This window comes from Gordonia sp. VNK1 (genome assembly GCF_040049135.1).
GTDB lineage: Bacteria > Actinomycetota > Actinomycetes > Mycobacteriales > Mycobacteriaceae > Gordonia > Gordonia oleivorans.
The window spans coordinates 55817-71815 of record NZ_JBDZDJ010000006.1 but is presented as its reverse complement, the minus strand read 5'-3'; the positions used below and the strand labels follow the sequence as shown (position 1 = coordinate 71815).

The window sequence follows — 15999 nt, the reverse complement described above, 5'->3', positions numbered from 1 at the left end:
ACCACAAGAACCGAGGGTCCGGTGCCGGCGATCACCGCCCGGCGTCGCTGCCCACCGCGGCGGCGAGGTCGGTGAATCCGCCGGCGCGTACCCGTTGGGCGATACCGTCGTGGATCTCCTTGAGCCACACCGGGCCACCGTAGATGAACGGGGTGTACGCCTGGAGTAGGTCGGCGCCGGCGGTGATGCGTTCCCAGGCCTGATCGACGGTTTCGATACCGCCGACGCTGACCAGCGAGATCCGGCCACCCACCCGGGCATACAGGCGGCGCAACACCTCCAGCGACCGCGCGGCGACCGGTGCGCCACTCAAGCCGCCCGCTCCCATCGCCGCCACCTCGGCGGCGGGCGTGCGCAGGCCGGTCCGGGAGATGGTGGTGTTGGTTGCGACGATCCCAGCGAGGCCGAGTTCGACCGCGAGATCGGCCACCGCGTCGACGTCCTCGTCGGCGAGATCGGGGGCGATCTTGACCAGGACCGGCACCTCTACCTCGGCCAGCACTGCGGTCAAGATGGGACGCAGCGCGTCGACGGACTGCAGATCACGCAGTCCGGGGGTGTTGGGCGAACTGACGTTGACGACGACGAAGTCGGCGTGCGGTCCCAGCAATCGCGCGGAGAGTCGGTAGTCGTCGACGGCCTCGTCGACCGGCACCACCTTGGTCTTGCCGATGTTCGCCCCGATCGGCACACGCACCGGTCCCGAGCGCGGGGTGCGCAGATGCTCGGCGGCCACCTCGGCGCCCGGATTGTTGAATCCCATGCGATTGATCAGCGCGTGGTCGGCGGGGAGCCGGAACAGGCGCGGTGGGGGATTGCCCGGTTGCGGGCGGCCGGTGATGGTGCCGATCTCGGCGAAGCCGAAACCGAGTTGACCCCAAGCGTTCACGGCGGACGCGGACTTGTCGAATCCGGCGGCCAGCCCGACGGGCGCCGGGAAGTCGACACCGAAGACCGTCTGCCGCAACACCGGATCATGCTGTGCCAGAAGGTGAGCCGACAGTGCGCGGAGCGGGGCGAGGCCCATCGAGATCCGGATGGTCTCGGCGACGATCCGATGGATCCGTTCCGGTGAGAGCAGGAACATCAGCCGCAGCATCGGTGGGTAGAGGTAGCGGTTGAGTCGTGTCAGCATGCCTGTGCGTCCTCGTCTGCGGGCTGGTCGTGAGCGTGTTCGCCGGCAGCCGGGCTCGCCCGGCGCGGTGGCTTGCGCCGCTTGAGGAGTACCTTGCGGGTGCCGTCGGAGTACAGGCGCACGCGGGACAGTTCCCAGCCGCCGAACTCGGCCTCCAGCGACAGGCGCATCGACGCGGTGACCCGGGTGACATCCGGGGGCAGACGCACGAGGAGGCACTCGTAGTCCTCGGAGGTCACCTCCCAGCCACGAGGGTAGCGGGCACCGTTGCGAATCCCGGCGCGACCGGACGGGAGCGGGGCTCCGGCGGGGCGAGCCGTCACGGAGCGGTTCCCGGAGTCGATGTCACCGGAGTCGATGTGACGGGAGCGGATGTCACCGGAGCGGATGTCGCAGGCGCCGAACTCATGGGCGCACTCCCGGTCCGCTGGGCCGATGACACGACCTCGATGCCGCCGTCGCGGGCCGAGAGTACGTAGACAACTCCGGTCGCGTCGTCGACGACGAGTGAATCCGGTTGTGCCACAGTCGAAAAGCGGTGCTTCTCGATGGGTTCGCCCCCGGCCAGGTCATAGGCCACCGCCTCGTTGTTGCCTGTGGTCGTGACCCACAGCAGGTTGTGGGTGTCGTCGTAGTCTACGGCGTAGGGGCCCTCGGGTACGGGGTAGCGGAAACGCATCACCAGCGGCGAGCCGAAGAACCCGAGGATCTCGTTGTCGCGGGTGTTGGCCACCAGGATCCGGCCGTAGTGATCGACGGTGGAGTTGGTGGCGCCGTTGCCGGCCCGCAGTGCCGGTCCGAGATCACCGGTGGCCAGATCGATCGGCGTGACCGACGACTGCGCACGATCGAGGACGACCACCTGCTCGGAGCCGAGATCGGCACTCGGTGGCGACACGGTGATCTCGTCGACCCGGACGAATCCGCCGATGTCACGCTTTATCGCCAGGTCCGTGCCGAGCACCAGCACGTGACCGTTGCCGGTGCCCACCAGGATGCGGCCGTCGGCGGTGCGCGCGACCGCGGTGGGGGTGTCGGTGTCCAGCGGGGTGGTGGCGACCGCACCGTCGGCGGAGATGCGCGCGAGCGTATTCGGGCCGACGCCCACGAACGCACCGTCACCGGCGCCGACGATCGTGGTGAGGTGGGGTGTGGTGATGATCGTCGGCGGCGCCTGCATCGATGCCGTGTCGAAGCGCAGCACGCTGGTGCCGCCGGAACCCAGAACACCCAGCTTGCCGCCGGACAGCGCCGGCGCCGACGCGCCCGCCGGTGTGGGGATGATCACGCCGGCCGGGGTCGCCGGTCCCGCCGGTGCCGGACTCGGGGTGGCGGGGACGACGGTGGCCACGTCGGTGGCACCGGACTGAGAATCATTTCCCGACCCGCAACCGGCGACGAGGAGACCGGCCGTGATCAGGGCGGTGACCAGGGTGGTGGCCTGCCGGGCGCGTGTGCGGGAGGGGAGGCGCGGGCGGTCGGCATGCATGGGGTCCATCTTGGACGTACCCGGACGCGCGGACGACGCCGGGGTGAGCGCGGCGTGACGCCGGCGCACGCATTCAGCGGCGTCACAGCGACTGGCCGGTAGCATCGGGCGCCGTGACCGACACCATGACGTGGACGCAGTCAATCGTTCTCGGTGCCCTGCAGGGCATCACCGAGTTCCTGCCGATCTCCTCCTCGGGCCATCTGCGTATCGCCTCGGAGTTGATGTTCGGCGAGGACGCCGGTGCCTCGTTCACCGCTGTGACCCAGTTGGGCACCGAGGCCGCGGTGCTGGTGTTCTTCGCCCGCGACATCGCCCGGATCGTCGTCGCGTGGTTCCGGGGGCTGTTCGACCGCGCCGCACGCGGCCTCGACTACCGCATCGGGTGGTACGTGATCCTGGCCACCATTCCGATCGGCGTGATCGGCTTTCTCCTCAAGGACGAGATCCGGACGGTCGCCCGCAACCTCTGGGTGGTGGCCACGGTCCTCATCCTGTTCTCGGGAGTGTTCTGGCTCGCCGAGCGATTCGGCACGCGGCAGCGGTCGATGGAGCAGCTGACCCTGCGAGACGGGATCGTGATGGGGCTCGCGCAGTGCCTGGCCCTGATTCCCGGCGTGTCACGATCCGGCGCAACCGCGAGCGCGGGCCTGTTCCTGGGCCTCGAACGCGAGGCCGCGTTCCGGTTCTCCTTCCTGCTGGCCATTCCCGCCGTGGTGGCGTCCGGGTTGTTCTCCATTCCTGACGCCATCAATCCGACCGGGGAGGGGATGGAGGCCACGGTCCCGGAGCTGATCGTGGCGACGATCGTCGCCTTCGTCCTCGGTTACGCCTCGATCGCGTGGTTGCTGAAGTTCGTCAGCCACCACTCGATGAACTGGTTCGGCGCCTACCGGGTACTGCTGGGCCTGACCGTGATGGGCCTGTTGACGGCCGGGGTCATCAGCGCGACCTGACCGCGAGGCGTGGGTGTGCCTAAGGTTGTGGGATGACCGTGATCCTCGTCCGCCACGGACGCTCGACGGCCAACACCTCCGGAGTTCTCGCCGGACGGAGCCCGGGTGTGGCCCTCGACGACAAGGGCCGCGCCCAGGCCGCCGAACTCGTCGGTCGCCTGACGTCGTGCCTGCCCGCCATCACCGCGGTGGCCCGCTCACCGCTGCAGCGATGCGCGGAGACCGTCGCCCCACTGCTGGCCGCGCTGACGGCCGACGGCCGCGACGTCCCCGAGGTGGTGATCGACGACCTCGCCGAGGTCGACTACGGCTCGTGGACCAACCGCACGATTCGCGAACTGCTGACCGAGCCGTTGTGGAAGACGGTGCAACAGCATCCGTCGGCCGCGGTCTTCCCCGACGGTGAGGGCCTGGCGATGGTCCAGGCCCGCGCGGTCGCCGCGATCCGCGAGCTCGACCGTCGCTACGGCGGCCCGGACGGGGCAGGTGTGTGGGTCGCGTGTTCGCACGGTGACGTCATCAAGTCGGTCATCGCCGATGCGATGGGGACGCACCTCGACTCGTTCCAGCGGATCGTCGTCGAACCGGCATCGGTGAGCATCATCCGCTATTCCGACGTTCGGCCATTCGTACACACGGTGAATTCCACGGCGTCCCTGACGATTCCGATGCGCAAGCCACAATCCGACGATGCCGTGGTCGGTGGTGACCGCGGCACCGACGAGCCCACCGAAGAGCCCACCGCCGAGCCGGTGGTGGCCGCTGCCGCCGGGCACGACGGATAATGACAGTCAACGACAGATGTGAGGAGGTGTGATGTCCCGAGCGATACATGTGTTTCGCAGCCCCGACCGGTTTGTCGCGGGGACCGTCGGACAGCCCGGGGATCGGACGTTCTACCTCCAGGCCGTCCACGAATCGCGCATCGTCAGCGTCGTCCTGGAGAAGCAGCAGGTGCAGATCCTCGCCGAACGTATCGGCGCGCTGCTGGAGGAGATCCACCGACGCTTCGGTACCGCGATCCCGCCCGAGGCCGACGAGGTCGCCGATCTCAGTCCACTCGTGATGCCGGTCGACGCCGAGTTCCGGGTCGGGACGATGGGTCTGGGATGGGATGCCGAGACCGAGGCGGTGGTCGTCGAGCTGCTCGCGATCACCGAGGGCGAGTTCGACGAGAGCGTGGTCCTCGACGACACCGACGAGGGCCCCGACGCGGTGCGGGTGTTCCTGTCCACCCTTGCCGCCCGCGAATTCGCCGCGCGCTCGACCCGCGTCATCTCCGCCGGGCGGCCGCCGTGCCCGTTGTGCGGGCAGCCGCTGGACGCCGACGGGCATCTGTGCGCCCGGATGAACGGCTACAAGCGCGACGCCGAGCTGAGCAAGTCACTCGACTTCATCGATCCGGAGGTCTTCCGTGGCCTGACCGGTGACGGTCCGCCCATCATCGGCGAGGAGTACGGCGACCCCGACGAACCCGACACCGACCCGGGCGACACCGACCCGTGAGCCTCGGCGACACCGCGGACATGCCCGAGGATCTCGATCCGACCGGCACGTCGACTTCGCGCGACACGACTTCCACCGACACGGTGTTGGCGACGGCCGAGCTGAGGATCATCGGTCGCATCCCCACCGCGAGCAACGCCACGCTGGTGTGCGACGCGGTCGATGGCGACCGATCGGTGCGGTGCGTGTACAAGCCCGTCCGCGGTGAGATCCCGCTGTGGGACTTCCCGGACGGCACCCTCGCCGGTCGCGAAGTCGCGTCGTATCTGGTGTCCGAAGCACTGGGCTGGGCGACGATCCCGACGACGGTGCTGCGTGACGGCCCCCTCGGGCCGGGCATGGTGCAGCGGTGGGTCGACACCCCTGACAACGACGATCCGGAATTGTGTGTCGCCCGCGTCGATCTGGTGGATCTCGCGCCGCCGGACGCCATCCCGTCCGGGTACCGGTCGGTGCTGCGGGCGCTCGACGGTCGCGGTGAACCGGTCGAACTCGTCCACGCCGACGATCCGCGCCTGCTACGCATGGCGGTGCTCGACGTCATCCTCAACAACGCCGACCGCAAGGGCGGGCATGTGCTCGAAGGCCTCGACGGTTCGGTGTACGGCGTGGATCACGGGATCTGCCTGCATCAGGAGGACAAGCTCCGCACCGTGCTGTGGGGGTGGGCCGGTGACCGCATCCCCGGCCACCTGATCGCCGACGTCGCGGCCCTGGCCGACGACCTCGAATCCGATGCGTCGTCGGTACGCGACGCGCTGACGGCGCACCTCACCGTCGACGAGCTCGACGCCTTGATCATCCGGGCGATCATGCTCGTGGAATCCGAACGGATGCCGTACCCGCCGGGTCATCGCCCGATTCCGTGGCCACCGTTCTGACCGGGTTCAGCGGGAGTGGGGCCCGGCGATATGCCCGAGGCGACGACAACCCCTGAACGCGTACGCAATACAGTGGGGGATATGCATTCGTGGCCTGATCCCACCCTGCCGTCGGTCGCCGGCGCCGGTCCCGCACTTCGCCTGTACGACACCTCGGCGCGTCAGGTTCTGCCCGTCGCACCGGGCCCGACGGCGACGATGTACGTCTGCGGTATCACGCCGTATGACGCCACCCACCTCGGTCACGCCGCGACGTACCTGGCCTTCGACATGGTCAACCGGGTGTTGCGCGACCTGGGCCACGATGTGCACTACGTACAGAACATCACCGACGTCGACGACCCGCTGTTCGAACGTGCCGAACGCGATGGGGTGGACTGGCGGGAACTGGGCTCCGAGCAGATCCAGCTGTTCCGTGACGACATGACGGCGCTGCGGGTGCTGCCGCCGCGCGACTACATCGGCGCGATGGAGTCGGTCGACGAGGTCGTCGAGATGGTCGGCAAACTGCTCGCATCGGGAGCGGCCTACGTCGTCGACGACGCGGAGTTCCCGGATGTGTACTTCCGGATCGACGCCACCGAACAGTTCGGCTACGAATCCGGCTACGACCGCGACACGATGGAACGCTTCTTCGCCGAACGTGGCGGCGATCCCGACCGGGCGGGCAAGCGCGACCGACTCGACGCGGTGCTCTGGCGGGCAGAACGCCCCGGCGAACCGGCGTGGGACGCGCCCTTCGGCCGGGGGCGGCCGGGCTGGCACATCGAATGCTCGGCGATCGCGCTGAACCGGCTCGGAATCGATTTCGACATCCAGGGCGGCGGCAACGACCTGATCTTCCCGCACCACGAGTTCTCCGCGGCCCATGGTGAGGCGCTGACCGGCGCCCGGCGTTTCGCCAAGCACTACGTGCACACCGGGATGGTGGGCCTCGACGGCGAGAAGATGTCCAAGAGCCGCGGGAACCTGGTCTTCGTGTCGAAACTCCGGGAGGCCGGAGTCGATCCGGCCGCGATCCGGCTCGCCCTGCTCGCCGATCACTACCGCGGTGACCGCATGTGGACCGACGAGGTCCTCGAGACCGCGAAGGCCCGGCTGGCGCGCTGGCGCGAGGCCACCGACGCGGCGACCGGCCCCGATGCCGCCCCGATCATCGAGCGGGTCCGGCAGTATCTGGCCGACGACCTCGACACCCCGAAGGCCCTCGACGCGATCGACGGCTGGTGCGGCGACGTCGAGCAGGGTCTCGGTCAGGACCCGGGCGCGCCCGGTCGGATGAGCGACGTCGTGGATGCCCTGCTCGGCGTGCGGTTGCGGCCTTGAGGGCAGCCGCTCGGGTGAGGTTGGACTCGGGTGGGTGCCGGCGCCTGCGGCTTAGTACAGTTTGCGCGTGGCTCGCGTGAAGGAGATCGATCCGAACTCGGCAACCGGGGTGTGGACCGTGCAGACCCGGACCTCGACATATCTCATCGACTTCGATGAGATGACGCTGTTGCGCGCTCCCGGGGTGGGCAGCACCGAAGGCGAGGAATGGGCGGTGAGTACGCTGCGCCGCGACTCCGAGGACATTCCACTCCTCGGCGTGAAGTCGTGCCGGGTGGGTGAGTCGGCCCAGTTCTGGGTGCGTGCCGCCGACGACCCGGACGTCCGGACCTGGCGGATCACCACCCCGGTCGTGTCCATCGAACGGATCGGCTGACCCGACCGCCGGGACGGCACACTCGTCGGCGGATCAGCCGCCGAACGCCCCCGGACCGCCACGCCGCTTGAGGTACCGCTCGAACTCGGCCGCCAGCGCGTCGCCGTCGATCTTGGCCATCGCCTCGTCGGTGTCGATCTCGGCGTCACCACGTTCTTCCAGACCGCGGACGTACTCGGCGATCTCCTCGTCGTCCTCGGTCATCTCGGTGACGGCCTGCTCCCACTCCTCGGCCTGCTCGGGCAGCGTGCCCAGCGGAACCTCGATGTCGAGAACCTCTTCGACCCGATTCAGCAGTGCGACGGTCGCCTTGGGATTCGGAGGGGTGGAGACGTAGTGGGGGACGGCCGCCCAGAACGACACCGCGGGCATGCCGGCCTGCACGAAGAGGTCCTGCAGCACGCCGGTGATCCCGGTGGGGCCTTCGTAGCGGCTCTCGGCCAGGTTGTAGCGCTCCGCGGCGTCGCTGCTGTAGGCGCTGCCGGTCACCGGCACCGGGCGGGTATGTGGCGTGTCGGCCAGCAACGCGCCGAGCATCACGGTCGTCTCCACCTCGAGTGCCTGGGCGAGGTCGACGATTTCCGCACAGAACCCGCGCCAGCGCATGTTGGGTTCGATCCCGCGCACGAGTACGATGTCACGGTCGGCCCCGACGGGGCTGCAATAGGAGATGGACGTGGTCGGCCAATCGATTCGGCGCGTCACGCCATCGACCTGCTTGATCGTGGGCCGATTGACCTGGAAGTCGTAGTAGTCATCGGATTCGATGTCGGCCAATGGGCGGGCATCCCACATCAGCGCGAGGTGCTCGACGGCGCTGCTGGCCGCGTCGCCGGCGTCGTTCCAGCCCTCGAAGGCGGCCAGCAGGATGGGTCTACGCAGGCGGGGAAGGTTCGACATCTGCTCGGCGTTCACTGATCCAGCCTACGACCGAACCCGAGAGAGAGCGAACTACCCTGAGCACCATGTCCACACCGTCATCGTCCACCGGTAACCACGACACGACCTTGCTCACCGCGATGTCGCGTCGCGTGCTGATCGGCGACGGCGCGATGGGCACGATGCTGCAGGCCGCGGACCTGACGTTGGACGACTTCCTGGGCCTCGAGGGCTGCAACGAGATCCTCAACGACACCCGGCCCGACGTGCTCGAGGGGATTCACCGGGCGTACTTCGAGGCGGGCGCCGACGCGGTGGAGACCAACACCTTCGGCTGCAATCTCTCCAACCTGGGTGATTACGACATCGCCGACCGGATCCGGGAACTGTCCTACAAGGGCACGGCCATCGCGCGCGGGGTGGCCGACGAGATGGGGCCGTCCGCCGACGGCACCGCACGCTTCGTCCTGGGCTCGATCGGTCCCGGTACCAAACTGCCGAGCCTGGGTCACACCACCTTCGCGGTCATCCGCGACGCCTACTTCGAGTGCGTCGCCGGCATGCTCGACGGTGGGGCCGACGCCGTCCTCATCGAGACCAGCCAGGATCTTCTGCAGGTCAAGGCGGCCGTCGTCGCAGCGCGCCGGGCGATGGCCGACCTCGGTCGCCGCATCCCGATCATCACCCACGTCACCGTGGAGACCACCGGCACGATGCTGCTCGGTTCGGAGATCGGCGCGGCCCTGGCCGCGATCGAACCCCTCGGGGTCGACATGATCGGGCTGAACTGCGCGACCGGCCCGGCCGAGATGAGCGAACATCTGCGTTACCTCTCGCGGCATGCGCGCATCCCGGTGTCGGTGATGCCCAACGCGGGTCTTCCGATGCTGGGTGCCAACGGCGCCGAGTACCCGCTGCGGCCCGACGAGTTGGCAGTCGCACTCAGTGACTTCGTCGGTGACTTCGGGCTGTCCTTCGTCGGTGGCTGCTGTGGCACCACTCCCGAGCACATCCGGCAGGTGGCCGAGGCGGTCGGCGAGACCACCAAGGCCGCCCGTGAACCCGAGCACGCCTCGGAGACCTCGTCGCTCTACACCGCCGTTCCCTTCGATCAGGACGCCAGCTTCCTGGTGATCGGGGAGCGGACGAACTCCAACGGCTCCAAGGCATTCCGTGAGGCGATGCTCGCGGAGGACTATCAGCGGTGCCTCGACATCGCCAAGGAACAGACCCGCGACGGCGCCCACATGCTCGACCTCAACGTCGACTACGTCGGCCGCGACGGTGCCGCCGACATGACGGCACTCGCCGCGCGGTTCGCGACGTCGTCGACCCTGCCGATCATGCTCGACTCCACCGAACCCGAGGTCATCCGGTCGGGGCTGGAGACCCTCGGTGGACGCTGCGCGGTCAACTCGGTCAACTACGAGGACGGCGACGGACCGGATTCCCGCTTCGCGCGCATCATGCGGCTGGTCGTCGAACACGGCGCCGCCGTCGTCGCGCTGACCATCGACGAGGAGGGACAGGCACGCACCGCGGACTGGAAGATCCGTGTGGCCGAACGCCTCATCGCCGACATCACCGGCAACTGGGGATTGTCCGAGGAGGACATCATCCTCGACACCCTCACCTTCCCGATCTCCACCGGGCAGGAGGAGGTGCGCCGCGACGGCATCGAAACCATCGAATCGATCCGCCGACTGCATGAGGCACATCCGGATGTGCACTTCACGTTGGGCATCTCCAACATCTCCTTTGGTCTGAATCCGGCGGCGCGGCAGGTGCTCAACTCGGTGTTCCTGCACGAATGCGTGCAGGCCGGACTCGACACCGCGATCGTGCACGCGTCGAAGATCTTGCCGATGAACAAGATTCCCGACGAGCAGCGCGAGGTGGCCCTCGACCTCGTCTACGATCGTCGTGGCGCGGTGGGCACACACAGCGAGGGTCGAGACGACTACGACCCGCTGCAGAAGCTGATGGAGCTGTTCGAAGGTGTCTCGGCGGCCTCCGCACGCGAATCACGCGCCCAGGAGCTCGCCAAACTGCCGCTCTTCGAGCGACTCGAGCGACGAATCGTCGACGGGGAGCGCAACGGGCTGACCGATGACCTCGACGAGGCGATGACGCAGAAGCCGCCGCTGGCCATCATCAACGAGACCCTCCTCTCGGGGATGAAAACCGTCGGAGAACTCTTCGGCTCCGGCCAGATGCAGCTGCCATTCGTGCTGCAATCGGCCGAGGTCATGAAAACCGCTGTCGCACACCTCGAACCGCATATGGAGTCCACCGGCGAAGACGGCAAGGGCCGGATCGTGCTGGCCACGGTGAAGGGTGACGTCCACGACATCGGCAAGAATCTCGTCGACATCATCCTGAGCAACAACGGCTATGAGGTCGTCAACATCGGTATCAAGCAACCGATCGCGACCATCCTCGAGGTGGCCGAGGACAAGCGGGCCGACGTCATCGGCATGTCGGGACTGCTGGTCAAGTCGACCGTGGTGATGAAGGAAAACCTCGAGGAGATCAATTCCCGTGGTCTCGCCGACAATTACCCGGTTCTCCTCGGCGGTGCGGCATTGACGCGTGCCTATGTGGAGAACGACCTCTCCGAGACCTACGAGGGCGACGTGCATTACGCGCGTGACGCTTTCGAGGGTCTGCGGTTGATGGACGACATCATGGCCCGTAAGCGGGGGGAGGGGCCGGACCCCAACAGCCCGGAAGCCCTCGCGGCGCAGGAGAAGGCCGCCGAACGCAAGGCCCGTCATGAGCGGTCCAAGCGGATCGCGGAGAAGCGCAAGGCCGCCGAGGCGCCGGTCGAGGTGCCCGCGCGTTCGGATGTGGCCGCCGACAACGAGGTTCCCACGCCACCGTTCTGGGGCACCCGGATCGTCAAGGGCGTCCCGGTCGCCGACTATCTCCAGCTGCTCGACGAACGAGCTCTGTTCCTCGGACAGTGGGGTCTGCGTGGCGCCCGCGGTGGTGACGGACCGTCGTATGAGGATCTCGTCGAGACCGAGGGGCGGCCGAGGCTTCGGGAATGGATCGAACGGCTGTCCACCGAGGGCATCCTGGCGCACGCCGCCGTGGTCTACGGATACTTCCCGGCGGTCAGCGAGGGCGACGTGGTCCATGTGCTCACCGAGCCGAAACCCGATGCGCCGGTGCGTTTTTCGTTCACCTTCCCACGCCAGCAACGGACCCGCTTCCTGTGCATCGCCGACTTCCTACGCTCGCGGGAGTCAGCCATCGCCGACGGTCGTGTCGACGTCCTGCCGTTCCAGTTGGTCACCATGGGTCAGCCGATCGCCGACTTCGCCAACGAGCTGTTCGCGAAGGACGCCTACCGTGACTACCTCGAGGTGCACGGCATCTCCGTGCAGTTGACCGAGGCCCTCGCCGAGTACTGGCATCAGCGGGTCCGCAGTGAACTGCGCTTCGCCGACCACGCCGGCGATGCCGAGGATCCGGACAATGCACAGGGCTTCTTCGACCTCGAATATCGTGGTGCGCGTTTCTCTTTCGGGTACGGCGCCTGCCCGGATCTCGAGGACCGCGTCAAGATGATGGAACTCCTCGAACCAGAACGCATCGGCGTGCAGCTGTCGGAGGAACTGCAGCTGCACCCGGAGCAGTCCACCGACGCCTTCGTGTTGCATCATCCCGAGGCGAAGTACTTCAACACATAGCGTGAGTTCGGCGCGGCCTCATCGTCCTCGGTGGAGCACTGCCAGAAGATCTGCGCCGTGGATCTCGTCGACGGCGCTCTGACGCCCGGTGGTGAGCGCTGTCAGTGAATTCGCGAGCGCTGTCAGTGACCGACAGAGCGCTGTCAACGGGATTGGGCGACGACGTCGCCACCGGGTGCTGCATTCGCGTGATCGACCGTCCGGCGGATGTCGATCGCACAGGCAAAAGCGCGTCGCCGGTACCTGACAGCCGCCACCCACCGAGTTCCCAGCTTCGCGGGTCAGTCTTGATGCCATGACCTCTGTGACCCTCACGCCGGTCGGTGCCGACGGCGCCGATCACGACACCGACGATCACGGCACCGACGAGCGCACCCCGGCCTCCGTGGCGCATCCGGCTCGTTGGGTGCGCTGGAGCGTCCTCGCCGCCCTCGTGGTGGTGGCCGCGCTGGTGCGTTGGCACTTCATCGACATGGAAACCATGGACTACCGGGCGTTCCTCAGCCGGTGGTACGAGACGCTCGACACGCAGCGCTTCTCCGCGTTCAAGGAGCGCTTCGCCGATTACAACTACCCGTACCTCTACCTGATCTGGCTGCTGACCGTCGTCAAGGCGCCGTCGCTGATCGGCATCAAGGCGTTGTCGATGATCTTCGACCTCGTCCTGGCCTTCTTCGCCTACCGGATCGTCGCGCTGCGGACGCCACGATTTTGGCTGCGTGCCTTGGCCTTCGGCGTGATCCTGCTGCTGCCGTCGGTGATCGCGAACAGTGCCTACTGGGGTCAGGCCGACGCCATCTACTCGGCGTTCGCACTGGGCGGGGTGTATTTCCTGCTCCGCGCCCAACGCGAGGGGATCACCCATCGGTCCTACGTGATGAACTCGATCTGGGCCTGCGCGTTCTTCGGTCTGTCGCTCTCGTTCAAACTGCAGGCGGTCTTCGTCCTGCCGGTGCTGCTCTGGCTGCTGCTGCGACGCCGTCTGCCGTGGTACACGCTGCTGGCCATTCCGGCGGTGTTCCTAGCGCTCGACGTTCCCGCCATCATCGCGGGCGCGCCGTGGCGCGAGGCCTTGTCGGTCTATCTGGATCAGACCGACTCCTACAAGCAACTCACATTGGGCGCGGCGAACCTCTACCAGCTCATCCCCATCTCCGGGGACGCGACCTGGCTGGCACACCTCGGTATCGGGATGGCCGCCGCGGTGATCGTGGTCTTCCTCGCCTGGTCGCTGTGGAAGAAGCCGCCGGTGACCCCCGCGTCGATTCTGGTGGTGGCCACCGCCAGCGCCGTCATCGTGCCCTTCCTGCTGCCCGCGATGCACGACCGCTACTTCTATACCGCCGAGATTCTGAGCGTGGTGATGGCGTTCTACCTGCCCCTGCGATTCGTGATCATCCCGGTGCTCGTCCAGGCGGCGGCCATCGGTGTGTATCACTCGTCGCTGTCCGGTGACCAGGGTCAGGGATTCGGTGGGGGCGGGGGCCGCGGGTTCGGTGGTGGACAACAGTCCGGCGGAACCGGTGGAACAGGCGGTGCGCCGAACATGCCGGGCGGCAACGGTTCCGGCGCAACACCACCGGCCGGTGGTCCGGGTGGTGGCGCGGCCCCCGGTGGTGCGCCGGCCGGAGCCGGACAGTCCCACGGGGGCCAGGGCGGGCAGGGCGGCGCCATGGGAGGCGGTCGTGGCGGCTCGGGCGGCTACACCTCCGGTCGCGGCGACACCGAACTCGGCGTCTGCGCCACCATGATGGGTCTGGCGGCCCTCGGTCTGGTCTATGCGGTGATCGACACCTTCCGCCGTGCCTGGCCGGCTTCGACTCCGAATGCGTGATGACGGTCACGCGATTGGGTAGGTGGGCGGGTGGTCGGCGATGATGCGGTGGTGAGCAGCACCGCCTTCCGTCCCGCCGCCGTCTTCTGGGATATGGACGGCACCCTGCTCGACTCGGAAAGACTGTGGGACATCGCCGTCGCCGAGTTGTCGGAGCGGCACGGCTTCGTCATGACTCCCGAAGTACGTGAGTCGACGTTGGGCAACTCCATGGCCGACGCACTCGACAAGGTTTATGACGCGGCCGGAGTGCCGCCCGTCGCTCGTCGGCATGCGCTCGACGAGCGGTGGTTGCTCGACCGAGTCGGCGAGCTCTTCGCCGAGGACCTGCCGTGGCGGCCCGGAGCACTCGAGGCGCTCGACCTGTTGGCCGCCGCCGGAATTCCGATGGCGCTGGTGACCAACACGGTGCGGGAGCTGACCGAACAGGCCCTTGACACCCTCGGTCGCCATTTCTTCACGGCCACGGTGTGTGGTGACGAGGTGGCGGTGGGCAAGCCCGCACCCGACCCGTACCAGCGCGCTGCGACGCTGCTCGGCGTCGATCCGATGCGGTGTCGCGCCGTCGAGGATTCGCCGACCGGCACCGAGTCGGCCATCGCGGCCGGCTGCCACACCTTGGTGGTGCCGTCGACGGCCGAGGTGCCGGCCGGTCCACGTCGGTCCTTCCGCTCGACGCTGGTCGGCTTGACCCTCGCCGAACTCGAACTTGCGGACATGCGAGGATAGGAACTCGTGAAAACCTTCGAGGAGCTGTTCGCCGAGTTGAGCGACAAGGCGCAGTCCCGTCCGGTCGGCAGTGGCACCGTTGCCGCGCTGGACTCGGGGATCCACACCCTCGGCAAGAAGATCATCGAAGAGGCCGGCGAGGTCTGGCTGGCGGCCGAACACGAATCCGACGAGTCCTTGGGCGAGGAGATCTCCCAGCTCCTCTACTGGCTGCAGGTGATGATGATCAAACGGGGTCTGACACTCGCGGACGTGTACCGCCATCTCTAGGCCGCGGCCTACCCCCGGTCGCGGCCCTACGCACCCGCCGTCCCACCCGATCGATCACTGGAGTCATCCGATGCTGCGAGTTGCAGTACCCAACAAGGGCGCCCTGTCCGAATCCGCCGCCGCCATCCTGGCCGAGGCCGGCTACCGCAAACGTACCGACGCCAAGGACCTGACCGTCCTCGACAACAGCAATGACGTCGAGTTCTTCTTCCTGCGTCCCAAGGACATCGCCATCTACGTCGGGGCAGGCACCCTCGACGTCGGCATCACCGGCCGCGACCTCGCCCGCGACTCGGGCGCCGAGGTCGACGAACAGATCTCGATGGGATTCGGGTCGTCGACCTTCCGTTACGCCGCACCCGCCGACCAGTCGTGGACCGTCGAGGATCTCGCCGGCAAACGCATCGCGACGTCGTATCCGAATCTGGTCCGCGCCGACCTGGCCGCCCGCGGTATGAGCGCCGACATCATCCGGCTCGACGGTGCGGTGGAGATCTCGATCCAGCTCGGTGTCGCCGACGCCATCGCCGACGTCGTCGGGTCCGGACGCACGCTGCGCCAGCACGGTCTCGTGGCCTTCGGCGAGTCGCTGTGCGACTCCGAGGGAGTGCTGATCAGTCGCGCCGGTGCCGAGGTCGACAAGGCCGCACGACAGTTCATCAAGCGCGTGCAGGGAGTGGTGTTCGGTCAGCAGTACGTGATGATCGACTACGACTGCCCGCGGGCCATTCTCGATCAGGCCAGTGCCCTGACGCCCGGACTGGAATCACCGACCGTCGCACCGATGGCCGATCCCGACTGGGTGGCCGTCCGCGCGATGGTGCCGCGCCGCAACCACCAGAACCTGATGGACGAGCTCTCCGAACTCGGTGCCCGCGCCATTCTCGCCTCCGACATCCGGTCCTGCCGCTTCTAGGGCA

Annotated in this window: 15 protein-coding genes; 11 read left to right on the top strand and 4 right to left on the bottom strand. The window is 67.7% G+C overall.

What is annotated here, in order from left to right; all coding sequences use genetic code 11:
• Positions 1-31: 31 nt before the first annotated feature.
• Genes ABLE94_RS09365 through ABLE94_RS09355 form a run of 3 tightly spaced genes read right to left on the bottom strand, consistent with a single transcriptional unit; the run spans position 32 to position 2624 of the window.
• Positions 32-1135 (bottom strand): quinone-dependent dihydroorotate dehydrogenase, encoded by a 1104-nt coding sequence (locus ABLE94_RS09365; protein ID WP_348808635.1) that lies wholly within the window; start codon positions 1133-1135, stop codon positions 32-34.
• The gene (locus tag ABLE94_RS09360) at positions 1129-1458 is read right to left on the bottom strand and encodes a DUF5703 family protein (RefSeq protein WP_348808634.1); all 330 of its coding nucleotides are present in this window, start codon (positions 1456-1458) and stop codon (positions 1129-1131) included. Before ABLE94_RS09360 ends, ABLE94_RS09365 begins: the two co-directional genes overlap by 7 nt.
• Positions 1455-2624, bottom strand: a complete 1170-nt coding sequence (locus tag ABLE94_RS09355; protein WP_348803825.1) for a YncE family protein — start codon at positions 2622-2624, stop codon at positions 1455-1457. Before ABLE94_RS09355 ends, ABLE94_RS09360 begins: the two co-directional genes overlap by 4 nt.
• A gap of 113 nt (positions 2625-2737) precedes the next feature.
• Between ABLE94_RS09355 and ABLE94_RS09350 the strand changes: the two genes are divergently transcribed.
• From ABLE94_RS09350 to ABLE94_RS09325, 6 genes are all read left to right on the top strand, one after another.
• A complete protein-coding gene (locus ABLE94_RS09350) occupies positions 2738-3580 on the top strand; it encodes an undecaprenyl-diphosphate phosphatase (RefSeq protein ID WP_348803826.1) in 843 nt (280 codons plus the stop codon).
• Positions 3581-3612: 32 nt separating this feature from the next.
• On the top strand, positions 3613-4365 hold the full coding sequence (locus ABLE94_RS09345; protein WP_348803827.1) for an MSMEG_4193 family putative phosphomutase: 753 nt from the start codon (positions 3613-3615) through the stop codon (positions 4363-4365).
• Positions 4366-4396: 31 nt separating this feature from the next.
• On the top strand, positions 4397-5086 hold the full coding sequence (locus ABLE94_RS09340) for a DUF3090 domain-containing protein (RefSeq protein WP_348803828.1): 690 nt from the start codon (positions 4397-4399) through the stop codon (positions 5084-5086).
• Positions 5087-5106: 20 nt separating this feature from the next.
• Positions 5107-5967: an SCO1664 family protein gene (locus tag ABLE94_RS09335; RefSeq protein WP_348803830.1), complete on the top strand. Its 861-nt coding sequence runs from the start codon at positions 5107-5109 to the stop codon at positions 5965-5967.
• Positions 5968-6048: 81 nt separating this feature from the next.
• On the top strand, positions 6049-7293 hold the full coding sequence (gene mshC / locus ABLE94_RS09330) for a cysteine--1-D-myo-inosityl 2-amino-2-deoxy-alpha-D-glucopyranoside ligase (RefSeq protein ID WP_348808633.1): 1245 nt from the start codon (positions 6049-6051) through the stop codon (positions 7291-7293).
• Positions 7294-7360: 67 nt separating this feature from the next.
• Positions 7361-7669 (top strand): hypothetical protein, encoded by a 309-nt coding sequence (locus ABLE94_RS09325; protein ID WP_348803833.1) that lies wholly within the window; start codon positions 7361-7363, stop codon positions 7667-7669.
• Positions 7670-7702: 33 nt separating this feature from the next.
• On the opposite strand, the gene ABLE94_RS09320 is transcribed toward ABLE94_RS09325, so the two are convergent.
• Positions 7703-8584, bottom strand: coding sequence for a PAC2 family protein (locus ABLE94_RS09320; protein ID WP_348803834.1), 882 nt, complete (start codon positions 8582-8584; stop codon positions 7703-7705).
• A 50-nt stretch (positions 8585-8634) separates the two neighbouring features.
• Here ABLE94_RS09320 and metH point away from each other — a divergent pair, with 50 nt between their 5' ends.
• From metH to hisG, 5 genes are all read left to right on the top strand, one after another.
• The gene (gene metH / locus ABLE94_RS09315; protein ID WP_348803835.1) at positions 8635-12246 is read left to right on the top strand and encodes a methionine synthase; all 3612 of its coding nucleotides are present in this window, start codon (positions 8635-8637) and stop codon (positions 12244-12246) included.
• Positions 12247-12541: 295 nt separating this feature from the next.
• Positions 12542-14080: a putative hexosyltransferase gene (locus ABLE94_RS09310; RefSeq protein ID WP_348803836.1), complete on the top strand. Its 1539-nt coding sequence runs from the start codon at positions 12542-12544 to the stop codon at positions 14078-14080.
• 51 nt (positions 14081-14131) lie between these two features.
• Complete coding sequence (locus tag ABLE94_RS09305; RefSeq protein ID WP_348803837.1) at positions 14132-14809, top strand: HAD family hydrolase; 678 nt, start codon at positions 14132-14134, stop codon at positions 14807-14809.
• Between the two features lie 6 nt (positions 14810-14815).
• Complete coding sequence (locus ABLE94_RS09300; RefSeq protein ID WP_348803838.1) at positions 14816-15079, top strand: phosphoribosyl-ATP diphosphatase; 264 nt, start codon at positions 14816-14818, stop codon at positions 15077-15079.
• 70 nt (positions 15080-15149) lie between these two features.
• Positions 15150-15995: an ATP phosphoribosyltransferase gene (hisG, locus tag ABLE94_RS09295; protein WP_348803839.1), complete on the top strand. Its 846-nt coding sequence runs from the start codon at positions 15150-15152 to the stop codon at positions 15993-15995.
• Positions 15996-15999 lie beyond the last annotated feature (4 nt).

Excerpts from the sequence above, each read along its gene's own strand:
- ABLE94_RS09345 (WP_348803827.1), top strand. The coding sequence starts at position 3,613 with ATGACCGTGATCCTCGTCCGCCACGGACGCTCGACGGCCAACACCTCC.
- ABLE94_RS09335 (WP_348803830.1), top strand. The coding sequence starts at position 5,107 with ATGCCCGAGGATCTCGATCCGACCGGCACGTCGACTTCGCGCGACACG.
- ABLE94_RS09365 (WP_348808635.1), bottom strand. The coding sequence starts at position 1,135 with ATGCTGACACGACTCAACCGCTACCTCTACCCACCGATGCTGCGGCTG.
- metH (WP_348803835.1), top strand. The coding sequence starts at position 8,635 with ATGTCCACACCGTCATCGTCCACCGGTAACCACGACACGACCTTGCTC.
- ABLE94_RS09340 (WP_348803828.1), top strand. The coding sequence starts at position 4,397 with ATGTCCCGAGCGATACATGTGTTTCGCAGCCCCGACCGGTTTGTCGCG.
- ABLE94_RS09310 (WP_348803836.1), top strand. The coding sequence starts at position 12,542 with ATGACCTCTGTGACCCTCACGCCGGTCGGTGCCGACGGCGCCGATCAC.
- ABLE94_RS09355 (WP_348803825.1), bottom strand. The coding sequence starts at position 2,624 with ATGCATGCCGACCGCCCGCGCCTCCCCTCCCGCACACGCGCCCGGCAG.
- hisG (WP_348803839.1), top strand. The coding sequence starts at position 15,150 with ATGCTGCGAGTTGCAGTACCCAACAAGGGCGCCCTGTCCGAATCCGCC.
- mshC (WP_348808633.1), top strand. The coding sequence starts at position 6,049 with ATGCATTCGTGGCCTGATCCCACCCTGCCGTCGGTCGCCGGCGCCGGT.